The organism is Rossellomorea vietnamensis, assembly GCF_025398035.1.
Classification (GTDB): Bacteria; Bacillota; Bacilli; order Bacillales; family Bacillaceae_B; genus Rossellomorea; species Rossellomorea vietnamensis_B.
The window spans coordinates 3,247,830-3,272,068 of record NZ_CP104558.1; the positions used below are offsets into that span (position 1 = coordinate 3,247,830).

Genomic DNA, 24,239 nt, shown 5'->3' on the forward strand with positions numbered 1-24,239 from the left:
TTTCAACTTTTCAAAAAATTAAATTGACAGCGCTTTCCACCTTTGTTTATAATTTAAACAAATAAATTATTTATGGAATATCGTTCCTTATTGCGGAACGAATATTTTATAACATTTAAATGGAATAGTGTTCCTTAATAAGGAACAAAGTGATGAGGAGGTGGAAATATGTCCTATCAAGTGATCCAAGCGATTGAGCAAAACCAATTAGTGGCTATTATTCGCATAACATCAACAGATGAAGTTGAATCTGTCGTGAACAGTTTATTTAAAGGCGGGATACGGATAGTGGAAATCACCATGAATTCACCAGGTGCTTTACAGGGGATTGAAAGAGTGAAGAGAGTATTTCCCGAGATGGTAGTCGGAGCCGGTACCGTATTGGATCCCGAGACAGCCAGAAGTGCCATACTGGCAGGAGCCGATTTCATTCTGACCCCAACCTTAAAGAAAGAGACAATCGAGATGGGTCGTCGTTATGACGTTGCCGTGATACCAGGAGTATTAAGTCCAACGGAGGCTCTTACTGCATATGAATACGGTGCAAGCATGGTCAAGATATTTCCGGCCCGGACATTTGGCCCATCCTATATTCGTGATCTGCACGGTCCTCTTCCCCAGTTGAAATGTATGGCCGTCGGAGGGATTGGACTGGATAATGCCCATTCTTATATTGAGGCGGGAGCCGCGGCCCTTGGTATTGGCAGCTCATTAGTAGATGAACGCCTCATCCTATCCGGTGATTTCGCTGAGATCGAGGAGCGAGCAAGAAGGTTTGTACAAATACAGCAAGAAGCGACAACGAATAAAGTATGAAAAAAGTGGTGCTGATATGAATGTGATTCTAATTGATTCTGGAACAACTAATTCAAGAATAAGACTGGTTGATGAAAAGGAAAGAACAGTCAAGGCTGTCGTAAAGAAACGCGTAGGTGTCCGTAACACGGCAATCGACGGGAATAATGCTCAGTTGAAAACGGCCATTCAGGAAGGGATTCAAGAGATCTTACAGCAAAATGCTCTATCTGATGAGGATATCCGGTATATCGTGGCATCCGGAATGATCACGTCTAATCTCGGTCTGGCTGAAGTTCCTCATGTACCGGGACCTGCAAGTCTGAATGATTTCGTTCAGCACTCGAAGGTAGTAAATGGGGCAGATGAATTTGGAGGGATTCCTTGCATATTGGTGCCGGGTTTAAAAAACACACCGGAAGTTATGGAAGAAGAGCCTCACCATCATATCAATGGGTTTGATGTGATGAGAGGGGAAGAAGTAGAAACATTTGGTCTGTTGGAGCAATTTCAGGTTTCAGGTAGAGGGGTGATGGTCCTGCCCGGCTCTCACACAAAGTTTGTGGAGGTCTTGGAGGATCGACGGATAGGATCCTGCCTCTCTACTTTAGGAGGCGAAGTATTGCACGCCATCCAAAAAGAGACGATTCTATCAAACTCCTTAAGTGAGGTGTTAATCGAATCGCTGGACAATGACTTGCTCCTTCAGGGATACGAGGCAGCAGGCAAAGTGGGGTTAACCCGAAGCTTCTATCAAATCCGGTTACTGCAACTGTTTACGGAACTGAATGAGAATGAGAGGGCAAATTATCTTGTGGGAGCCGTCTTGTTTCATGATATAAAAGCTTTAGGCTCTACGCTTGATTCCGTGCCGACAAATTGGATGATTGTGGGAGGCTCGTATCCGCTTAGGAAAGCGTTTACCTTCTTACTACGCCATTCATATCCAGAAAGAGAAATTCTGGAGGCAACGGACGAACAGGTGGAAGGCTCTGTTGTATTGGGAGCACAGGAAATCGCCTCAAGATATTTGGCAATAAATTTATAATTATTTGAAAGCGCTTGTAAAAAAGTATAAGGGGGACATATATATGAATCTGTTCAAACGAATGATAGGGGTATTCATCTTATTAAGTTTAGTGTTGACTGTCGCAGGATGTGGATCTACTTCACAATCATCTTCGAACGAATCGTCTGGAGATGCTTCTGATTTTCCTAAGAAACCGATTACGTTAATCGTTCCTTCTTCTGCCGGTGGTGGTACCGATTCTACTGCACGGGCCTTGGCTTCAGCTACCGAAGAACATTTGGGTCAATCCATTGGAGTGGTCAATAAGCCAGGTGGAAGCGGAGCGGTAGGAATGACAGAAGGAGCGAATGCCAAGCCGGACGGGTATACCGTATCAATGGTATTTGTTGAATTGACGATGCTGGATCATTTAGGACTTTCACCGTTATCTTATGAAGAGTTCAAACCAATCGGGTTAGTTAACCTTGACCCGGCGGCTCTTACTGTACCGGCAGATGCACCGTATGATACGGTCGAAGAATTTGTCGCCTATGCCAAGAAACATCCTGGTAAAGTCAAAGTGGGCAACGCAGGGACAGGCTCCATCTGGCATATTGCTGCCGAAAGCCTGGAGAAAAATGCCGATATTGAGTTAAATCATATTCCTTTTGAGGGAGCGGCTCCAGCTGTGACAGCTCTGGTAGGCGGCCATGTTGATGCTGTTACTGTCAGTCCTGCAGAAGTGAAATCCCAATTGGAAGCAGGTAATGTGAAGACGCTTGCCGTCATGTCCGACGATCGTTCAGACATCGTACCCGATGTCCCGACCTTTAAAGAGGAAGGGTTCGATATGAATACCATTGCAACATGGAGAGGGTTGACGGTACCGAAGGACACTCCTGATGAAGTGGTGAAAGTATTGGAAGATGCCTTTATGAAAGGTGCAGAAGAGAAGGAGTTCATGGACTTTATGAAATCCAATGGACTTGGAGTTTCATTAAAAAGTTCATCTGAATTCAAAGAATTCATGAAAGAAAATGATACATTCTTCGGAGGGATGATCAAAGAACTTGATCTGAATGGATGATACACAAAGGTTGGGGTTTTATGCCCCAATCTTTCCTGTTGTTTATCTTGAGGCAAGATTGAAGGAGTGAATATTTTGCGAGTACCTACTGTAATCATGAGTGTCATTATAATTGGAATTTCAGCGTATTTTTATTCGATGTCCCAAGCGTTTCCGCAGAATCAGATGCAGGAGACGGGGCCGGATTTCATGCCGAAAATATATTGTGGGTTTCTTATTTTGCTAAGTTTGATTTTGATAGTGAAAGAAGTCAGGTCAAAAGCGAAGGAAGAAAAGAAAGAAGCTGCGATGTTATATGCAGTTGCAGCTATGGCCATGGTGGCCGTTTATTTAATCTTGATTCCATATGTAGGCTTCTATCTTTCAACCGCAGCTGTCATAGTCAGCTTCCTCTTATTCACTAAAGTGAAAAGTATCTATACTTTGGCTGCTGTTCCTCTAGGTACCATTGCTTTTATATATATATTCTTTGAGAAATTCTTAAGCGTGTCCCTTCCACTCGGGACATTGTTTACATAAGGGAGGGGAATTAGATGAGCTTATTTATGGACGGTTTAGTCAACGTTTTTCAGTGGCAGGTACTTCTTTTCTTAGTGACGGGTACTGTTGTCGGAATCTGTATCGGTTCTCTTCCAGGCTTGACGGCAACCATGGGAGTCGCCCTGATTCTTCCCGTCACGTTTGGAATGGATCCGGTAACCGGGATCCTTCTATTAATAGGAGTGTATTTTGGATCTGTATATGGGGGATCATTAACGGCGATCTTGATTAATACACCTGGCACCCCGGCGTCTGCTGCTACTGCCATTGATGGGTATCCAATGGCCAAGAAGGGGCTGGCACATAAAGCATTAACGATCTCAACCCTTGCTTCGACAATCGGTGGGGTTATCAGTGTGATTGTCCTGATTGTGGTGGCTCCGCAGCTGGCAGAATTCGCGTTGAAGTTCAGTGCACCGGAATCGTTTGCCCTTGCGCTATTCGGGTTATCGATCATTTCCAGTATAGCGGGAAAGTCGTTGATAAAAGGATTGATTGCTGGGTTTATCGGACTGCTCATCTCAACAATCGGGTTGGATCCAATGGGAGGGTTCCCCCGGTTTACATTCGGTAACCTTAACCTGAGCAGTGGGGTCAATTTAATTGCCGTGATGATTGGGTTATTTGCTGCTTCAGAAGCATTTAAGTCAATGGAAACAATATTTTCAACCAACCAGAAGGTCATCATGGTTGAGAAAGTGAAATTGAAGTGGCATGAGTTCAGAACACTCATTGGGACTATCCTTCGATCAGCTGGAATCGGTACGTTCATCGGGATGATCCCGGGAGCGGGGGGAGATATAACCGCTTTTGTTGCTTATAATGAAGCGAAAAGATTCTCTAAGAACAAAGAAGAATTCGGAAAAGGATCGATGAAGGGGGTTGCTGCACCGGAAGCTGCCAACAACAGTGTGACTGGAGGTGCCATGATCCCGTTATTAACATTGGGTATCCCTGGTGATGCCGTGACAGCAGTCCTCCTCGGGGCTTTGATGGTTCAGGGGCTGCAGCCGGGGCCAATGTTATTTGAAGCAAACGGTCCTTTAGTCTATACACTATTTGTCGGCATGTTACTTGCGAACCTGTTACTTCTTGTATTCGGCTTGGCCGGAATCAGACTTTTCACCAAAGTCCTCTTGATCCCTAAAACGATCCTGACTCCGATCATTCTGGTACTGTGTGTGCTGGGGGCCTATTCATTGGGGAATAACTATTTTGACGTTTTAGTCATGTTTATAGCAGGGGTTGCAGGATATTTTCTCCAGAGATATGGGTTCCCCGCGTCTCCTATTATATTAGGGTTGATTCTCGGACCGATGTTAGAAAGTAATTTAAGGCGTTCGTTGTTAATGTCACAGGGAAATCTTGATATATTTTATACGAGACCGATTACGGCAGTACTAATCGGCTTGGCCATTGCCACTTTATTCTCCCCATTAGTGGGTAAAGTGATGAAGGGCAGAAGAAACGGGAGGATACATGATGAAAATTACAAGCTTTGAGTTATTTCAAGTGCCCCCACGCTGGCTGTTTCTGAAGATCGAAACAGATGAAGGACTTGTTGGGTGGGGAGAGCCGGTCATTGAAGGCAAGGCACATTCAGTGAAAGCATACGTGGAAGAAATGATGGAAAACCTGATTGGAAAAGACCCCATGAGAATCGAAGACCATTGGAATATGATGTATCGATCCGGCTTCTATCGAGGGGGCCCTATTCACATGAGTGCCATTGCCGGGATCGATCAGGCACTATGGGACATCAAAGGGAAATACTATGATGCTCCCGTCTATGAACTGCTTGGTGGTGCCTGTCGTGATTCGATTAAGGTTTATTCCTGGATTGGGGGAGATCGTCCTTCTGATGTAGGGAGTGCGGCCAAGCAGGTCGTAAATGCGGGTTTTACTGCCGTGAAGATGAACGGAACGGAAGAGCTGCAGTATATCGACTCCTATGAAAAGATTGATCAAGCTGTTGCGAGAATCGCAGCTGTAAGAGAAGCAGTTGGGGATTATATCGGAATCGGCATTGACTTTCATGGACGGGTACATAAACCGATGGCAAAGATTCTGGCCAAAGAACTGGAAGCCTTTCGCCCTATGTTCATAGAAGAACCTGTCCTTCCTGAAAATAACGAGGCACTGCGTGAAATTGCCGCTCATACGTCGATTCCCATCGCCACAGGTGAAAGAATGTTCTCCAGGTGGGACTTCAAAAAGGTCCTGACGGATGGATATGTCGATATCATTCAACCTGACTTGTCTCATGCAGGGGGAATCACAGAATGTAAAAAGATTGCTTCCATGGCAGAAGCCTTCGATGTGGCCCTTGCCCCTCATTGTCCTCTTGGACCGATCGCTCTGGCTGCCTGCCTGCAGGTTGATGCCACATCCCATAATGCGTTTATACAGGAACAGAGTTTAGGCATTCATTATAATCAGGGAAGCGATCTGTTGGATTATGTCATGGATCCTTCTGTTTTTGAATACAAGGATGGGTATGTCAAGATACCCGAAGGTCCAGGCTTAGGAATCGAAGTCAATGAAGGGTTTATCCGGAAACAGGCTGAAATCGGGCATAACTGGAAAAACCCTGTGTGGAGACATAAAGATGGGAGTATCGCAGAATGGTAATGTGGGAGGAAAAGGAATGATGAAACCTAAAGTGTTTATTGCAAAACCTATACCGCAAGAGGTAGAAGACTACCTCAGTTCCTATTGCGATTATAAGGTATGGGAACATGAAGAACCGATACCATATGAGAGATTAATAGAAGAATTACAGGATGTCGTCGGGTTAATCACGCCTAAAGGAGTCATTACGGAGGACCTCCTGAATCACGCCCCTAAATTGAAATTAGTCAGTAATATAGCTGCAGGCTATGATGCATTTGATCTGAAGTTGATGGAAGAAAGAAGAGTACTGGGCACCCATACCCCTTACGTTCTTGATGAAACGGTTGCTGATCTCGTATTTGGACTGATTCTTTCCTCAGCCCGAAGGATATCTGAGCTGGATTCCTATGTGAAAAAGGGGAAATGGGTAAAGAATGACGATCCGTTCTTTTTCGGTGTGGACGTTCATCATGCCACATTAGGGATCATTGGGTTAGGGAGAATCGGGGAGAAGGTTGTAAGGAGGGCAACGGCTGGATTCGGTATGAGTGTTCTTTATCATAACCGTTCAAGAAGACCTGAAATGGAGCAGGAATATGGGATAGAATACAGTGAAATGGATGCTCTTCTTCAGAAATCGGATTTTGTCTTGCTAATGGTGCCGTTGTCTGAAGGAACCTATCACCTCATGGATACCGATCAATTCAAACGGATGAAGTCTTCAGCGTTTTTTATTAATTGCTCACGTGGGAAGACGGTCAATGAACCGGCCTTGATTCAAGCATTGGAAGAGAAGTGGATTAGGGGGGCAGCCCTTGATGTCTATGAACAGGAGCCCATTGATCGTGAAAACCCTTTGTTGAAAATGAAAAATGTGGTCACTACCCCTCACATCGGATCGGCCACTCAAAAAGCCCGGTTTGATATGGCTTTAAAAGCAGCGGAGAATATGGTGGAGTATCTCAAAGGCAACACGCCCCCGAACGTGGTGAAGGAGTTACGTCATTTGACCGAGAAAGTGCTGGAGAAACATACATCCGAGTCATGAGAAAATCACAATAATGGTAGATGTAAAAAATAATGTATCAGTTAGGAGAGAACTGAATGAATAGCTTATCGGATACTACTGTTTTATCAAACGGTGTACAAATGCCCTGGATGGGGTTAGGTGTATTTAAAGTGGAGGATGGCGCAGAAGTAACGAATGCTGTAAAAGCCGCCATTCATCACGGTTATCGCAGTATCGACACGGCTTCCTTTTATGATAATGAGGAAGGGGTGGGCAAAGCAATCCAGGAGACTGCCATCCCGCGGGAAGAGTTATTTATCACCACAAAGGTGTGGAACTCAGATCAGGGATATGATTCAACACTGAAAGCATTTGACGTAAGCTTGAGAAATTTAGGGTTGGAGTATCTGGATTTATATTTAATTCATTGGCCGGTTAAGGGAAAATACATGGATACTTGGAGAGCACTGGAAACCTTATATAAACAAGGAAAAGTAAAAGCGATCGGGGTAAGTAACTTTCAAATTCACCATCTTAAAGATCTCATTGAAGACGGTGAAATAAAGCCAATGGTCAATCAAGTTGAATATCATCCCAGTTTAACCCAGGAAGAACTCCACGACTATTGCAAACAGCAGGGAATTCAATTAGAAGCATGGTCTCCCCTTAAGAAAGGGAGATTGATGAAAGATGAAACCATTGTAGCCCTATCTGAAAAATATCAAAAAACCCCCGCCCAAATTCTTTTACGCTGGGATCTTCAAAATGGTGTCGTCACGATACCAAAATCGACCAAGGAACACCGTATAAAGGAAAATGCAGACATCTTTGATTTTAATATCGAACAAGAAGACATGAAACGGATCAGCAGTTTGAATCTGAATGAGCGGACAGGTGCCGATCCAGATCACTTTGACTTTTAGATTGTGAAGGGAAGCATGGGGACGGTTCTCGGGCTTCTTTTTTGAGAGCATTGCTAGGGAGGGGGGGGGCGAAGCAGAAGAACCATCCTCCTGCTCCTACATCGCTTCCTTTAACCCCTTCTTAATTAACCACTGATTCGCGGGATAACTCGTTAGAAATCCTAATATCATCGCAATTTGCATCATAAACCAATAAGAAGGTTCTGTCGGCTTCGGCGGCTCAGCGAATAGCAGATAATGGACAACGGCCATCCATCCGAACATCCCGACTTCAAAGGCGATCAGGGAGAGGGAGTCGGCTTTGATTGCTTGTTTGAAGGCATTGAGCTTCCCATCGTCCTTGTTCATAGGATAAATTGCATAGAATTGAAAGATGATACCAAATAAATAGGCAAGTATGAATTCCACAGTATAATGAGCAAATAAGGTAGAGCCTGCAATTGTGAGACCCGTCATGGCGACAATCGGAACACCGACCGCATCACCGAAGGAGCATCCTGCCGAGCAGTGGCTGGTGGAGACGAATACCTTGGCCCCATGACCTCGGTTGTCTTCCTTCTCTAAATCCTTCGCTTTCACCCGCCCCCACTTGAAGTACGTCCACAGAGCGATTGGGCCGAAGAACCATCCGTTGATTGGCCACACTATGTTCATGATCTTCATCTTCTGCGGATGCTTGAGCACATCCACTAATATAATCAGGGAAGACAACAACCCTATCCCCAGAAAAATCCACGAAATCGTTGTTAGCACAGAATCATCCTTTCTTAGTTATATAGTCTACAAGACAATATACCCGTTGAAGGATTTGTGTAATCTTTTTTGGGAGGGAGCAGGGGGACGGTTCTCGTGCTTCTTTTTGCGTTTAAGCGGAAGCAGAAGAACCGTCCCCCTGCTTCTAAGCGGAAGCACTTGCTTCCCAACTTGGGGTTATTGAGTGGAAGGTATTTTAATAAAAGGGGGGTTCTAGCACAAAATGACAGGCTTTATAACTATATATTTATGCTCTCGATGACTATATTTGGTAGAAAAGGCCTTTATTTTTCCTTAGGATTGTGCGTGGAAAACCCCCATTTACTGCGGTGACCTCTCTATCTACTATTAAAAGTAAGAAACGTTAGATTACAAGATAGTAGAGGGGAAGTTAGGGCATGAAGAAAAAAATCGTACCATCTTTATTGGCATGCGTGATGGCTGCAGGGACGTTCGGGGCATCAGCAAGTGCGGAATTCCAGTTTTCTAAACAGAACAAGGTGCCACATTCGGTGCTTGCTGAGAAATCCAATCCCTTTGCAAAGGCGATGGAGGAGAATCATGATCCACTGTATGGGATGGATCAATCTGCCTTCAATCCGAACGAAAAGGTAAGGGTCATTGTGGAGGTCGAGGTGGACAAAAATGCGAAGTCATCCACCTTGGGACAAGTGGAGAAAGTGAAGAATGCGATTTCCGGAAAGAAATCTTCAACGACTAAAGTCAGACATACATTTTTCAAAGGCTTCAACGGATTCAGCGTTGATACAACCCTCGGGGAAGCCCAAAAGTTTGCTAAGCTGGATGGGGTAAAGGATGTTCGCATTTCCAGGCAGTATGAGCATACCGTTGTAGACAGCAAAGAACTCGTGAAAGCAATGGACACGTGGACGAAATATAACACGCGCGGAGAAGGGATGGTCGTAGGGATCGTTGACTCCGGGGTGGACCATCGTCATGAAGCGATGCAGCTTTCAGAAGAAGGAAAAAAGGCTGCAAAGTTGACCAAGGACAATCTTCAGGATGAATTTCAGCAAACCGAAGTAAATGAAACGTGGTATACAGAAAAAGTCCCTACAGGATACGACTGGGCAGACAACGATACTGACGTCATTCCATCTTCCAATTCCCATGGTACCCACGTAGCCGGAATCGTTGGAGCCTATGAAGAAAAAAAGAAAAAAGTAGAGGGAGTCGCTCCCGATGTACAGCTTTTAGCGGAAAAGGTTTTCTCCGATAAGGGTGGCGGCGCTTATGACGATGATATCGCGGCAGGAATCTATCATGCTGTGGAAATGGGAGCGGATGTCATCAACCTCAGCCTCGGATCCGAGGCTGGGAATGTCGATCCGGATGATCCCGTCCAGCGTTCGATTCAATATGCAACGGAACAAGGCGTACTGGTTGTTGCGGCGGCAGGGAATGCGGCTTACAGCACAAAGAACAATTTGCTGGAAAGGTCTCAACTGCCTTTAGCGAAAAATCCTGACATCGGGCTCGTAGGAGATCCCGGCGTGACGCCTTATGCCCTGCAAGTCGCTTCTTCAGAGAACGACATGATGACCGTGGACGGTCTGCGTTTGTCGGATGGAAGTCTGTTGGGCTATCAAATTCAACAGGGGATCAAGAAATTGAACGGGACGCTGGATCCATCTAAGGAATACGAACTGGTCTACGTTGGTGAGGGGAATTCAGCAGCGGTCAAGGATCTTGATTTGAAAGGGAAGATTGCAGTCGCACAGCCATCACAATACTATGCCCCATCAACGTATATGCAGACAGCAGCTGCAGGAAAAGGTGCGGTAGCGGTGATGGTGATTCCGCCTCCCCAGTTGACATCGTATGCAACAAATCTATACTTCAGCCCGTACTTCATTCCGGCTGTCACAACGGATCAAGCAGGAGGAAATGAACTCGCAGAGCGATTGAAGTCTGGTGAAGAATTGACGGCTCAGCTGACTGACGATGTACTAAAGGTTCAAAACACGGCAACAGAGCCGATGTCGACCTTCTCCTCTTTCGGATCTCCAACAGATCTAAGCTTCAAGCCGGAAATCACGGCGCCGGGCGGGAAGATTTATTCGACGGTGATCAATAACGAATATGAAACCATGAGCGGAACGTCCATGGCGAGCCCGCAGGTAGCAGGCGGCGCAGCCCTTCTTTTACAGCATTATTATCAGGAGCTGGGTCTTCCAAAAAATAAGGAAACCGTGTTGAAAGCGAAGAACGCCTTGATGAATACGTCCGAAACATTGACAGATCCAACCGATGAAAATGCGGTCTATTCCCCAAGAAGACAAGGTGCCGGAATCATGAAAATCGACCGTGCAGTGGAGACGCCTTATCTTCTTGAACGTGTCGGGGTACCGACAGAACAGGCTGCATCTGTTGCTCTAAAAGAGGTGGGACGCAGCTTTGATTTTACATTGAATGTGGAGCCTTTAAAGGAAAACCTGGTGAAGCCTCAGCATCAATATGAAATTATGATTGATCTCGTCACAGATGAAACGACGAAGCAAACACATGATGGAGTGGAAAGAGAATACTTAACGCTTCACAGTGTCCCGGTGACAGGAGCGGACATCAAGATCAACGGCCGGACGTACAACCAGGACGAACCGATCCAATACAAACCTAAGCGTGATGAAGAGGTGAAGATTTCGGTTGAACTGCCTGAAGAGTTGAGCGAAGGGCGCTTCATCGAAGGGTTTGTCCGTTTTGTGCCAAAGGGAAGCTCGGTAAAAGACCTGACGACTCTTTCCGTCCCGCTTATGGGATACTACGGTGACTGGGATTCCATGGCGAATGTGGATGAAAGCCCTGTGACAGGGGATGCGTTCCTGGGGTACACCGTCCTATTCAATGAGATAGATGACCTGCCTGTCGGATATGATCCCGTTACCCAAACATTCAAGAAAGAAAAGATAGGTGTCTCGCCACAATCCGTCAGTGAAGGGGTTTTTCCTTCCTTCACCGCGTTGCGCAATCTGAAGGAGATGTCCTTGAGTATTCAGGATGAGAAAGGCAATACCATAAAAGAAATAGGAAACTTCAGTGAATTCACAGAGGATGGACGTCCGTATCCATTCCGAAAAAACATTATGAGCTTCAGGAATTACTCTTATAAAATGGAAGGATTCTTCTGGAACTCTACTGATCATGAAGGAAAAATAGTACCGGATGGACAGTACTATTACGTCTATACAAGTACATTGAATTATGAAGGTGCAGAGCCACAAGTGACCAAGATTCCGGTAAAGGTAGATTCCAAAGCTCCTAAAGTGGAAGACATCAAGGTGGAAGAAATGCCGGATGGAAACTACCATATCAGTTGGGATGTAACAGACACAGGCACCGGACCCCTTGGCAGCATGCTTTGGGTTAATGGTGAATGGAAAAGGCTTCAAAACGGGGCATCAGAGTATATCTCCAAAGTGAAGCCTGAGCTTGTCACTATCTCAGGTTTAGACAACGCCAGAAATGTAGGGGTTGCGTATCAGGGGGATGAATCGTATCTAAACGCCGAGCCACTGATTAACTATCTGGGCATCAACAACGCATCAAGCGTAAGTGAAACGAAACCGTTGCGCCTGACGCTCTTCGAGTACAAACGCCTTGATTGGCATTTGGAAATCACCGATGCAGAGGGGAACCCGCTTGAAGAAGCAGATATTTATAACGAGCATTCCATCTATAATCTGCCTTGGGTTCCTGACAGTGAATATCCGGATGGAGATTATTATGTGAAGGTGACGGTGAAAGATGAGAGTGGATTGACCCTCTCAACGGTTCCGAAAAAATTCACAGTGAAACGATAGATTAAAAATTGAGAATGAAAGGAAGCACGGGGACGGTTCTCGTGCTTCTTTTTAAGTATTGGAGGAAGCAGAAGAACCGTCCCCTTGCTTCTGTTATGCTTTTCATTTATGTAAACAACTGTTTAGATGAGAGTAAAGGTCAATTCGACATTGCCCGAGAAGAAAGAAATCACACCCTCGAATCTTAAGTGTCTCATCTATCTTTCTCAGCAATCCGTTTCAACTCTACCGCACGACCAACAAGAAAATCTCTCATATATTTTTCTAAGAATATCTTATCAGCTATGACTCCCAGTACGCCAAGTGGAGATTGATACGTAAAGGTATCTTTCATGATCGTCCCTGTGCCACTTTCAATAAATTCGTGTACATGGGTGAATGAGTGGAATGCTCCCTTTATCATGACATCTGTAAATTGATGTGGTTTTTTCATCTCTATGATCTTGGCGGTTAAGGTTTGTTTGACTCCCAGGTGGGTGGCTTCCCAAGTAACGGTATCTCCTTTCTCCATCAGTCCCTTTGTCACACCGTCAATCGCTCTTTCCTTTGTCTTCTTTGTCGTTTCGGTATGGACATCTACGTTTCTTGCTAAGTCAAAGCAAACGTGGATGGGTGCATCGATAAAAATATCATGTCGTATTATGGGCATACATCATCAACCTTTCAAGGGAAGCACGGGGACGGTTCCCGTGCTTATTTTTGCATTTTGGAGGAAGCAGAAGAACCGTCCCCCTACTGTTGGAGGTCATTTCATCTTAATCCGAGAGGTCTTTTGCCATCTCTTCCATTTTTGGACGGAGAAATGAAATGTAGGCAACGTCCTTCCGCAGTTCAAACATATGCAAAGCCCTGCGAAAGTATGAGAGTGCCTTTTCATATTGATGAGCCAGCTCATAGTTATAGCCTATTTGATAATGCAATTCCCCGACGCCCCATAACAATTCTTCCTCAAGGCACCATTTAATGGCTTTGGTGCAATAGCGAGTTGATTGTTCCAGTTCGCCCATACGTGTCAATACTCTGGCTATATTATAATATAATTTGGTCTTGATCGATTTATCCTGCAATGGAACGGTTTTATGAATGGCCGTCTCCACTTGGTTATAATAATGAAGGGCTGAGTCATAGTGCTTTAACGTGAAGTTCATGGAACCTTTACTTGAAAGGATTTGCATTTCGCGTTCTGACATGGCCTTTTTTCGGTGTGCAGTCAAATGATAGGCTTGGTCTAGAAGAGAAAAAGCCTTCGAAGGATCCTTCTCGACTTCGAACTGATAGATTCCCTTATGCCAATAAAGAAGTTGAAGTTTCTCGTCATCTTTATAGAATAGGGGATTCTTTTCCTCTGTCTTGATCAGCTCCATCATTTCTTCGTATTCCCTATATATCCTAAAGTGCCGTAATTGTTTTTCCACTTCAGTTATGTAATCCAGCCGGGGTGTAGTGCCAATCTCAAAGAAGTAGTTTACATCCACCCCCAATTTAATGGCAATTTGGTATAAGGTGGTGGCACTGGGGTAAATATCTCCTTTTTCAATCCGGCTGATAAGTGCTTGTGTACAAATACCTTCAGCCAGTTCCTTCTGCGTAATTCCGACTACCTTCCGCATTTCTTTAATCTTCTTTCCTATCACTGAATAATCCATTTTCCCACCCCCTACAGATATCTCACAGGTACAGGTCCCTTGGCTCTTATAATGAGACATCAATCCCTCTGTTTCAACAAAAAGTTTCAAAAAAATTGGCGTGTTTCCCAAAGGGGAATGGAGAACAGTTAAAGAAGTAGTATACAAATCAAATTCTATAGATTTGAGTGATGAATCACTATGAAAAAACGGTTGTTATATGTAAGTCACTTCATATTCATAGTAGGGTTGCTTATCCTCACCCTGGCTGCTTATTTTGTCCTTCAATCCATCAGGGAAACATTCTATCAATCCCGATTCGATCAACAGTATGAGTTCAGGTCATTGGAGGAAGATGGCGAGGTCTATCCTGTCCAGGTGTTTCATGGAGTAAAGGTGAATACGTTTCTGGAAGAGAAAGATGGACCGGACAGAGCGATTATTCTGGAAGTGAAAGATGAACCTGAGGCAAAGATGAAAGGCTTCAAGGTTGAATCTGATGCAGAGGAAATGAGTGCGTTTACTGATGCCATTCAATACAAGGTCATGGTGGATAAGAAAACCGGGAAAGAATCATTTATCATGGCCCTTCGCCTGACACCTGAATCAAAACAATTTCGTACGTACCACGTAAATGAAAATGGAGTGATAAAGGTAAGTAATTTCGGGGTGAATCGTAAGTCTAAAATGGAGACACAATGGATTAGGGGACTCTCTGGAGAGAAGTATGGATATTACACGAATCTTCCTTACCAAAAAGGAAGCACTTTATCTTTGATTGCCCTTACATTAATAGGAATTTCCTGTGTGATCGGTGGAAGAGGCCTTCGGAGGAGAGCTTTGGAGAAAGAGCGGGGGGATGCAGCCTAGTCGGTTGGAACGTTTTGAGTCACTTAGAAATGCAAATCACTCAATAGCTTGATCGTATTTATGTGCCCAAGGGAACTTGTTCCTTTGGGCTTCTTAAATGAGAGGGTTATATAGATGGGGCTTGGATATTTCAACCCGGAATATCCGAGACCTTATTGACTTCGTTCCTAGCTCAGGCAACGTGATCTCCTTATGTAATTTTTTTCCGAACAACTCATTTGTAATCAAACAAATAGCTTATAACGATAGGAGTTGGGGTAATTATACATTTATGGGATAACGTGAAAATTAGGTCTATTTACCACGAAGGACAGGGGAGAAGTGCCATAACAGAAGGGTTGGTATAGGACAATTCCGTACTCAAACCATCTTAGTCTAAAGGGATAAATGAAAATTCCGTTAAAAGAACCACTCCGGATGAGATTATGAAGCGGTCGTTCAAGCAGCAGTGAGGTATGGTAATTGACCCTTGATATATGGAAGGAATGAGCAACGCATGAAGACTAAATACAAGAAGAGTATATGTGGAATGATTGGCCTGTCCTTATTGCTGGGAGCCTGTTTAAATAAAAAGGATGAAACGAATGGTCCGTATAAAGACACTTATGTAAGAGTGCAAGAGTACGATGGGGATGGATATGTGCTTAGAGGTGGAGAAGAAGCGGACAAAATCGCTGAAGAAAAAAGCAAAGAAGTAAAAGAAGCAGTGAAAGATTTCTTTATGGAAACCTATAAAACGGATGTCAAAGTCCATAACATAGTGGGAAATGTGGATGGTGCGACAGTATTTGTAGAATCGACAGGCCCCGTCCACTTTTATAATAGTGCCATTGTGTCGATGGACTTAAGTGAAAAAAAGGTCAGGGACGTTTCATCTCTGGACGGGGACATTGAAGGCAACATTCAAGGAGGGCTGTACAGACTTTTATTTAAGGAAGAGTTTCAGGAATTGGATCAATATCTGAGTGAAATTGTTTCTGGGAACCCAGTGGTCGGGAAAACGGAAAAGTCCCTTCAAAATGTAGGGGGATCAGGCTATATGACTCCATACTATTATCTGTCCGTCCCTCCTGATGATGAAGCGACCCTGCCAGTATATGAAGCATATCTACAAGACCCGGATACTCCGGTGAGTAAACTGAAACCGCTATTCTCAAGGGTGGACTTTTCAGCAGAGGATTATACGATTACGATTCAATTATATATGGAAAAGGAACAGGCAGAACCTGATAAAAAATTATTTAATCAAATAAAAAAAGACCTAAAGGCGATGGACTCGATACCGAAAGGAAATTATAACATCTTCATCAATGACAATTTAATCAATGAAAAGGTGGATGATGGGGTGAAAGAGAACTCCTTGGAATTATCGTTTCCGGATTCCATCGTGAAGGAATAGATGGAATGGATAGGAGGGTGAAATTTCATGGTTCGGCAAAATAAGTGGATCAAGTATGCAATCGGACTTTCCATGTTACTGGGAGGCTGTATGAAACATAGCAGCACATCAAAAGAAGTGACAGAACAATACGAACGGGTGCAGGACTATAAAGGGGAAGGGTATCGACTGACAAATGGAGCAGCAAACGGTAAGGCTGCAGAAGCGAACCGTGAAGAAGTGGAGAAAGCTGTCAAAGCATTTTTCATGGAGAACTATGAAACCGAGGTGGAGATTCATAATCTCGTAGGAAATAAGGACGGAGTGACGGTGTTTGTTGAATCGACGGGACCTGTCCATTTTTATACCTATGCCATCGTCCCCTTTCATCAGGGAACAGATCGTATTTCCGTTGGGGTGGTGAGGACACAGGGAGGGGAAGTGGAAAGAGGCATTCGGGAAGGGTTATACAGGTTGATATTCGAGGAAGAATTTAAGAAGCTGGATTCGTATCTTGAGAAGGTGGTTTCGGAGGAAAAGGTTGTTGGTAGAACCGTAGAATCCCTTCAAAATGTTGGCGGCTCTGGATATATGACGCCTTATTATTTTGTGTCATCACTAAACAGCGATGAAGCCATCAAGCCTGTGTATGAATTATATATGAAAGATCATCAAATGAGTATCGAAACATTGAAGCAAGCATATGATGGGAACTTATTCGAAGCGGATAACCTAAGGATTAATATCATGCTCTTCATGGAAGAAGAGGACGTCCAGCCCAGTGAAGAGGTCATGGAACGGATTGCAAGGGATATAAAGGAAAGAAACGATTTCCCAAAAGGGACATACAGGGTAGCGATAAATGACAACGGCGTCCATAAAGAATCGTTTGAAGGCTTTAAAGATAATTCAATCGAGCAGGAAGTGATTAGGGGGAAATAGGGATTCTTACCCTGTTCATACCTTACAAAAATTTCTAGACCAACAGGTTATGATTTGAATAATTGGGGTAATTATACAAATGTATAAGTCTGAAGACTCACGACAATTCCAGCAATAAGAATAGGTTAAAAGAAATGTAGAAACGAATCATCACCACTACTTTTTTCCTGTTTTTCCTGATTGATCTAAGGAATTCCCAATTGAACTGTTAATACTTTACAGACTTTTATACAATATAAAGGTAATTCTTTAAAATGAACCCATCCAATTAGGAGGATCAGACATTCATGAACAGAAAAAATAAGTGGATCATATATGGAATCGGACTTTCATTATTACTTGGAGGATGTATGAATATGGATAATGCGAATGGTAATGGTGTGGATGAGAAAGAGAGTGCTGAAAAACAAGTCAAGAATCAATATGTAAGAGTGCAGGAATACACGGGAGAAGGGTATACCCTTAAAAACGGGAAAGAAACAGACAAAATTGCAGAAGCGAATCATGAGGAGGTAGAGAAAGCGGTTAAAGACTTTTTCTTGAAAGAATATAAGACAGATGTGAAGGTGCATAATATTGTGGGCAATGAAGACGGAGCTACAGTATTTGTGGAATCAACCAATCCGCTTCATTTTTACACGTATGCAATTGTTCCCATTGATAAATCCAATGAAAAAATTCAATCCGACCGTGTGTTTTCTCAAGAGGGACAGGTGGAGAGTGCTATAACTGAGGGCCTATACAGGAGTATATTTAAAGACGAATTTGATCACTTAGATAATTATTTAGAAAAAATTGCAAACGAAGAACCTGTTACTGGAAGAACGGTTGAATCCCTCCAAAATGTGGGTGGATCTGGTTATATGACTCCTTATTATTTCCTGTCATCTACTGTTGTGAATGATGAATCAATTAAACCGGTTTATGATTTATATATGGAAGATCCTCAGGTTAGCACAGAAGAATTAAGGGCTGCTTATAATGAGCAAGCATTTGATCCTACTAAGTTTAGAGTCGTTATAAATTTGTTTATGAAAGATAAAAATACTGATCCAGATGAAAAAGTTTTTAATAAAGTAGTTAGCGATATTGAAAGTATGGTTGATATACCAAGAGGGGCTTATAGCATCTTCCTTAACGACAATACAGTTCTGAAACAATCATTTGAAGGGGTAAAAGATAATTCACTAGAAAAAGCTATCCCAAATGAAATTATTAAGGAGTAAGGCGGTGTATCCTAGTGAATAATTTAACCAAACTAGAAAAGGTTAATACGAAAAACAATGATAAAAATTTAGTAGAGTTGGCGGGGTTACACGCTTACAAGGGTGCAGAAACAGGTGACATTTTAACAGTAAATAATGAAGTATATATAGTAATGGACTCTAAATATGGTGATATTACGGGTTTGGATGCAATGACGGTAATAAATGATACAACAAAGGAAGTCTCTATAGTTTATGTAGGGACTGATGCAGCAGCGGATAATGGAAAACAAGATCTCCTAACCGACGCTCAACTACTTAGTGACCTTACACTTCCCCAACTGGAGGCAGCTCAGGAGTACTATAATAAGATGAACAAAAAATATGAATCTTTGGGAGGTGTGAAATCAGTTACTGGAAATTCTTTAGGTGGACCATTGGCCAATTCAGTAGCCATTGAACATCCAGAAGTGAAATCTGTTACGCTTAACGCTGCTCTTCTCCCAAAAGGGATGGCGGACCCTAACAAAAGCTACGACAACATCACCAACTACTTCACCAACTATGATGTCCTGACAGGCACCCTTATTGCCCTGCATCTCGATTCACGCATCCCCGGTAAGAGGTATGATATATCAACAGGAATACCGCAGATCGGTGATAAGTTTAACATCCTGAAAAATAATCACACAGGATATACCGATGGGGGGAAATATGTTATAGGCATAGATGGAGAACCGGGTTATGGTAAAATCTACGACGAAGCTGATGCCCACATCATGACAAGCATCTGGACCGGCGAACCCCTTTATGGCGGACATTCAGATAGAATCGAGATCAATCGTGACAACCTCAACCTGTTGGCGGAAGCGATGCAAGGGGATGTTTCTGAAAGGCTGGGTCATGCTCAGGAGTACCTGATCCATTCAGAAGAGATCGCCCAGCATGAAGGCGACCGTCATTCAGAGCGGTTAAGCCGATTGCAGATGATCTTTGAGGATTCCTTTGAAAATCTGATTGGTAACCCTTTATTCATCGGTATCACGACAACCAGTCACCGGTTGACCTCAGAAATCGATCATCTCATTTCCCTTGTCGATATGGCTGAAAATGCAAGCCGATCCCTCAATGGAGTGTTGAATTCCCCGCCTGCTGAATTGGTTGAGCACTTATTCAACAGAAGTATCAGTGTGGAGAGTATTTTCGGGCAGGCACGTAGTCAGTTATTGGAGTTCAAAGGTGGAATCACCAATCTGACCGGGTTCCTTCAGAACATCCTTCATAAAGAAATCCCGCAGCTATTTAGCGGGGGGAAAGAGACCCTTGAGGATGTCCTTGTAAACGATATTCTGGCACACTATAAAATTATCAACCACAATACTGCAAAGCTGAATAGTAACATTGCAGAGTTCAAACAACAGGTCTCCGATTTGGGAACGAACTTCGGTGAGCGGGATGCCTCCTTGAGCGCCAGCATTTCTTCTGGGGCTTCCGTTCAACATACGGTGACGATGCCGAAGAAAAACGATTATATCCTGCAAACCTCTGATCATATGCTTATAGGAATGAAGGTTAAAGAAGTCATTCTAGAAGGATCTTTTGAGAGTTTCAAAGGAGCTTCACACGGTCTGCTTCTTCCGTTGTTAGGAACCTTGACCGGAATTGCGTTCGCCATTGAGAATACGTTGGAGATGATATCAGCTCAAATCAAAGGCGCCATGAACATAGCGCTAAGCGGAACGGTCCCTGGAAAAATCATCAGCATCTTCTCAGACTTCGATGACAAAATCCGCTCATACGTATCTTCCGCATTGGAGCCAATCGACGAACTGGCTGGAACCATTGAAGGTCTCAGGGATGGATTAACCAGGTTGACCATCGGATTCCCTGCTTTACTGGAGAGCTTCAAGCCCTATATCGACTCTGCCATCTTTGACTCAACGGACTACGCCAATATCCACCTTTACAATGTATCGGCCATGGCCATCCATGAAGAGATGGAGCTGCTCTTTGACGATATAGTCTACCAGCTTAGCCATCATAAAGGAAACTCCGTCCAGGCTTTATGCGAAATTTCAAAAAGACTGAAAGACAACATGATCCTACTGCGAGAACAAGTGGATCGTGTCACATTATAGGGGGACAGGTCCTTTGCTTGTTCCTCTTTTTTTGCCGATTTTAAGGGATTTCATTTAGTTGTTGGTACATAGACCCGTATAGGGGGAGCAGATACTCATGGACAGAAAAATTAGAGGAGTCATATTGGGAATAGGACTGACAATTCTTCTAGCTGGATGTATGAATACATTTTCAGAAAAGAAGAGTACGCTGGATCAAGAGGAAGCTCAATATGCCAGCGTGCAGGAATACAAAGGAGAAGGTTACTCTTTGAAAAATGGTGACGAAAACGATAAGATTGCCGAGGCTAAATGCGGGGAAGTGGAAAAGGCGGTAAAGGATTTCTTCTTAGAGAAATATAAGACTGAAATTGAAGTTCGTAATCTAGTGGGGAATGCTGATGGAATGACGGTGTTTGTTGAATCAACCGGACCTGTTCATTTCTATTCTTATGCCATTGTCCCAATCAATCAGGAAACGAAAGAAATCATGTCTGAAGATGTCATGTCCCAGGAAGATGTGGTGGAAGAAGGGATCAGGGAAGGTTTATATAGACTGATATTTGATGATGAGTTTCAGAACCTGGAAGAATACCTTGACGAAGTGGTGTCGGATAATAAGGTAACAGGGAGAACGGTCGAATCACTGCAGAAAGTCGGTGGATCAGGTGTCATGACCCCTTATTATACGATGACTTCATTTTATGGTGATGAGGCAATACAGCCAGTGTTTGAATTATATATGAAAAATCCGGATGCCAAAAAAGAAGATCTGAAACGTGCATTCAATGAGGACTTATTTGCTGAAGAATATCTAAACATTAATATTATTTTGTTTATGAAAGAGGAGAGGGTATCTCCGAGTAAAAGCATTCTAGAAAAAGTTTCAAATGATTTAGAAAGTATGGACACAATTCCTAAAGGGACTTATCAAATCATTGTCAATGATAATGGGGTACATAAAGAAACATCTGAGGGATATAAGGAGAATTCAATTATGACGGAACTCATTAAATCTAAATAAAGGTGAACAATGAGGGGCTGGCATCGCACATGTTACCCCGGACCCTCATCCAAAATAGAGGTGGAAAGATCCCACCCCCCATACCATAAAAACAGTTTCACATAACAACCATTCCTCTAGTCCCGCAACCGCACCAATATCCCATCCCCCTTATCACTCACTTTCACCACCGCAGTCTTCATCTTCCCTTCAACATCGAGGCCGGTTCCTTCGGGAATGAAGAAATGTTCGATTCCATACGTGACCTGGGCACTGTTGTCCCACGAGCTTGTCACTTTCCCATTTAAGAGCACGTCATCGGGTTTCTTTTCATAAGACGCATTCCATTTCCCATTAAACTTATAAACTCCTGAATATTCATGGACCCCCTGTGGGTTTTCACGTAATACAATCGTGACGGGCCCGTTGTCATCGATGGAGGTATCCTCCAGTTGAGAAATACTGTAGTTCAATTCCACATAATCCCCCTGGAGGAGAGATCTTGGATCGACTGGTTGAAGTTCCAGGATGACCGTTTCCCCGTTTTGGAGTAAGGTTTCGTTCGAATACACCTGATACCCGATCCATCCGCCTTGAAGACATATGATGAACAGGATGCCGAGCGTTTTCCCTGCCAGTATCGAGTGCGATTTCCGTTCAAAGCCACCCTTCCTATCCAGGTAACCGGCCACCAGTAAGAAGCCGATCCCCAAAACGGCAAAGAGCAAGGATTTATGAACGAGCTTCCAGGCCAGATCGTAATACAACTGGACGATGAGCATGAACGAGAATACTAGGGATGATACCCAATAAAGCCGGAGACCCTGCTTTTTGAAAACATACACGCATAAGGTTGCTATCAGGAAAAACAACGTGCAATAGATAATATGAAGACTCAACGATAGATCAATCGTCGTTAACGAGAAAAGGGCTGTGAATCCACTGAGAAACGCTCCATACTGAAGGACCTGTTTATTTTTCAGCAGGAGGTATGCAATCACGTTTAAGAGCACCATCACCAGCAGAAGGGCATGAGCACCCAGTTCCATCGTTTGCCCTAAGAAGATCGCTGTATTCAATTGAAAAAGCAGGTAAAAGATAAATCGCGCAGCAGTCCGTTTTTCAAAATAGAATACAAAGGCGAAAACAAAGAACATCACAAACGAAAATTCATCAAATACACTTGCTATCATTCCGATCACGATGCCGGTCATTATAAGCGAATATTTTACAGGGGACGGCCAGTTGGTTACTGTACTCGGAATGACGAGAAATACCGTCGCCAATACAAATAGAGTGGTCATGGAGACATCCACCATGAACAATGAAAGCAGGCCGAAAACAGACGCTACGATGAAAACAGACGCGATAGTCGTGACACTTGCCACGAAGATCGTCTTTGTCCAATGCCGGGAAGCGGAATGCTTCCGTAAATAGCTCACAAGGAAAACACTTCCCGTTAATAACAGAATGGCTGCCAGTAAAAGACCGATGAAGAACAGGCTGGACACGTATCTTGCCATCAGCTCGAACATTTTGATGATGATAAACCCCGTTCCGAACATTGATAGAATGATAAAGATGGATGTTTCCTTATGAAAATACCGGTACACCCCGACTCCGAGGATGCCTATATAGAACAGAGTGAAGAAAGCGGAATACTCATTTTCGAAAGCCGTGACGATAAGAAGAAGATTGGCAGAGACGAGACTCAGGTAAAGCAATGGCTTTGAATGGATATATCCTTTTTTGATAATCAAAAATAAGAGCATATTCGCGATGCCGACTCCGAATGCAATCCACACATGGGCGAGGGTCCAGTGCCCGAATGGAGTGGAAGGGAACAAATAAAAGTAGATCGTCAAATGGAGGAGGATGTGGGTCAATGAGTAAAATCCGCCGTATCGCGTGTACAAGCTGAACAGCAGGGCGGGAATGGACCAGACAAGAAACAATAAATAGCTGTCCGCATGGGAATTGTACAGCTGCCCGAGCAACGCAACGGAAAGACCAAAGGAAATCACCCCGCTGACCAACAGCCAATTCGAAAGGAAATGGGCTCCCTTCAAAACACGTTCCAACAGGAAACTCGCTCCATAGAACAATAGAATCAATGCCCCCGCTAAGGCCACTTTTTCAAGCCGCGAAAACATTTGCCAGTTAGAAGCGAAAAAATAAAGTGCACTGGTTAAAATGAAGACAACTCCGAATAAGTAGGTAAGTGAAACCATTTTTTTCATAAAACTCACCCCTGTCATGAAATCCTTCCTTCTATTATATGATGGCGCGAGGGAAATAGGCTAATATATGGAGGAGCAAGAGGGGAGTATTCAAACCCTTCATTTCTAAACCGTAGATCGTTCCTACTGAACAAGCAAAATAAGTAAAAAATCCCCCAATAGTCATATAGCCACCCCCAACCCATCTATTGTAGAATAAAAAAGACAGACAATTGCAAGCGTTTGCATTAGTTCGAAAATACTACCCCGGGAGTCACCTTACATTTTTTTAACCATTTGTGCAAACGTTTTCACAACTATCATCACGAG

General features: G+C 43.6%; 19 protein-coding genes. 15 read left to right on the forward strand and 4 right to left on the reverse strand.

Features of this window, described 5'->3' with window-relative positions:
* The first annotated feature begins 168 nt into the window (after positions 1–168).
* The 8 genes from N5C46_RS16665 to N5C46_RS16700 all read left to right on the forward strand — a co-directional run bounded on the left by N5C46_RS16665 (position 169) and on the right by N5C46_RS16700 (position 7,976).
* The gene (locus tag N5C46_RS16665) at positions 169–816 is read left to right on the forward strand and encodes a bifunctional 4-hydroxy-2-oxoglutarate aldolase/2-dehydro-3-deoxy-phosphogluconate aldolase (RefSeq protein ID WP_261749471.1); all 648 of its coding nucleotides are present in this window, start codon (positions 169–171) and stop codon (positions 814–816) included.
* Positions 817–832: 16 nt separating this feature from the next.
* Positions 833–1,843: a 2-dehydro-3-deoxygalactonokinase gene (locus N5C46_RS16670; protein WP_261749472.1), complete on the forward strand. Its 1,011-nt coding sequence runs from the start codon at positions 833–835 to the stop codon at positions 1,841–1,843.
* Positions 1,844–1,886: 43 nt separating this feature from the next.
* Positions 1,887–2,891: a tripartite tricarboxylate transporter substrate binding protein gene (locus N5C46_RS16675; RefSeq protein WP_261749473.1), complete on the forward strand. Its 1,005-nt coding sequence runs from the start codon at positions 1,887–1,889 to the stop codon at positions 2,889–2,891.
* Between the two features lie 75 nt (positions 2,892–2,966).
* Positions 2,967–3,410, forward strand: coding sequence for a tripartite tricarboxylate transporter TctB family protein (locus N5C46_RS16680; protein WP_261749474.1), 444 nt, complete (start codon positions 2,967–2,969; stop codon positions 3,408–3,410).
* Between the two features lie 14 nt (positions 3,411–3,424).
* Positions 3,425–4,933 (forward strand): tripartite tricarboxylate transporter permease, encoded by a 1,509-nt coding sequence (locus N5C46_RS16685; RefSeq protein WP_261749475.1) that lies wholly within the window; start codon positions 3,425–3,427, stop codon positions 4,931–4,933.
* Positions 4,914–6,062: a galactonate dehydratase gene (gene dgoD / locus N5C46_RS16690; protein WP_261749476.1), complete on the forward strand. Its 1,149-nt coding sequence runs from the start codon at positions 4,914–4,916 to the stop codon at positions 6,060–6,062. The genes N5C46_RS16685 and dgoD overlap by 20 nt, the downstream gene beginning before the upstream one ends.
* 19 nt (positions 6,063–6,081) lie before the next feature.
* Positions 6,082–7,092 carry a 2-hydroxyacid dehydrogenase gene (locus N5C46_RS16695; protein ID WP_261752367.1) on the forward strand — a complete coding sequence of 337 codons (1,011 nt, stop codon included), beginning with the start codon at positions 6,082–6,084 and terminating at the stop codon, positions 7,090–7,092.
* Positions 7,093–7,148: 56 nt separating this feature from the next.
* A complete protein-coding gene (locus N5C46_RS16700) occupies positions 7,149–7,976 on the forward strand; it encodes an aldo/keto reductase (RefSeq protein WP_261749477.1) in 828 nt (275 codons plus the stop codon).
* 96 nt (positions 7,977–8,072) lie between these two features.
* On the opposite strand, the gene N5C46_RS16705 is transcribed toward N5C46_RS16700, so the two are convergent.
* Complete coding sequence (locus N5C46_RS16705) at positions 8,073–8,729, reverse strand: DUF4396 domain-containing protein (RefSeq protein ID WP_261749478.1); 657 nt, start codon at positions 8,727–8,729, stop codon at positions 8,073–8,075.
* Between the two features lie 398 nt (positions 8,730–9,127).
* Between N5C46_RS16705 and N5C46_RS16710 the strand changes: the two genes are divergently transcribed.
* Positions 9,128–12,550 carry a S8 family serine peptidase gene (locus N5C46_RS16710; protein WP_261749479.1) on the forward strand — a complete coding sequence of 1,141 codons (3,423 nt, stop codon included), beginning with the start codon at positions 9,128–9,130 and terminating at the stop codon, positions 12,548–12,550.
* Between the two features lie 193 nt (positions 12,551–12,743).
* Here the strand turns inward: N5C46_RS16710 and N5C46_RS16715 are convergent, their stop codons facing one another.
* Both N5C46_RS16715 and N5C46_RS16720 read right to left on the reverse strand, forming a co-directional pair.
* Positions 12,744–13,199, reverse strand: a complete 456-nt coding sequence (locus tag N5C46_RS16715) for an SRPBCC family protein (protein ID WP_261749480.1) — start codon at positions 13,197–13,199, stop codon at positions 12,744–12,746.
* Positions 13,200–13,305: 106 nt separating this feature from the next.
* Complete coding sequence (locus tag N5C46_RS16720) at positions 13,306–14,196, reverse strand: helix-turn-helix transcriptional regulator (protein ID WP_261749481.1); 891 nt, start codon at positions 14,194–14,196, stop codon at positions 13,306–13,308.
* 180 nt (positions 14,197–14,376) lie between these two features.
* On the opposite strand from N5C46_RS16720, the gene N5C46_RS16725 reads away from it, so the two are divergent.
* The 6 genes from N5C46_RS16725 to N5C46_RS16750 all read left to right on the forward strand — a co-directional run bounded on the left by N5C46_RS16725 (position 14,377) and on the right by N5C46_RS16750 (position 21,711).
* A complete protein-coding gene (locus tag N5C46_RS16725; protein WP_261749482.1) occupies positions 14,377–15,045 on the forward strand; it encodes a hypothetical protein in 669 nt (222 codons plus the stop codon).
* A gap of 496 nt (positions 15,046–15,541) precedes the next feature.
* Entirely contained in the window at positions 15,542–16,444 is a 903-nt protein-coding gene (locus N5C46_RS16730; RefSeq protein ID WP_261749483.1) for a DUF1672 domain-containing protein, read from the forward strand.
* A 27-nt stretch (positions 16,445–16,471) separates the two neighbouring features.
* On the forward strand, positions 16,472–17,365 hold the full coding sequence (locus N5C46_RS16735) for a DUF1672 domain-containing protein (protein WP_261749484.1): 894 nt from the start codon (positions 16,472–16,474) through the stop codon (positions 17,363–17,365).
* Positions 17,366–17,652: 287 nt separating this feature from the next.
* Positions 17,653–18,591, forward strand: coding sequence for a DUF1672 family protein (locus N5C46_RS16740; RefSeq protein ID WP_261749485.1), 939 nt, complete (start codon positions 17,653–17,655; stop codon positions 18,589–18,591).
* 14 nt (positions 18,592–18,605) lie between these two features.
* Positions 18,606–20,708 carry an SA1320 family protein gene (locus tag N5C46_RS16745; protein WP_261749486.1) on the forward strand — a complete coding sequence of 701 codons (2,103 nt, stop codon included), beginning with the start codon at positions 18,606–18,608 and terminating at the stop codon, positions 20,706–20,708.
* Positions 20,709–20,805: 97 nt separating this feature from the next.
* Entirely contained in the window at positions 20,806–21,711 is a 906-nt protein-coding gene (locus tag N5C46_RS16750; RefSeq protein WP_261749487.1) for a DUF1672 domain-containing protein, read from the forward strand.
* Between the two features lie 116 nt (positions 21,712–21,827).
* Here N5C46_RS16750 and N5C46_RS16755 read toward each other — a convergent pair whose 3' ends face one another.
* A complete protein-coding gene (locus N5C46_RS16755) occupies positions 21,828–23,930 on the reverse strand; it encodes a GDYXXLXY domain-containing protein (protein WP_261749488.1) in 2,103 nt (700 codons plus the stop codon).
* Positions 23,931–24,239: the final 309 nt, after the last annotated feature.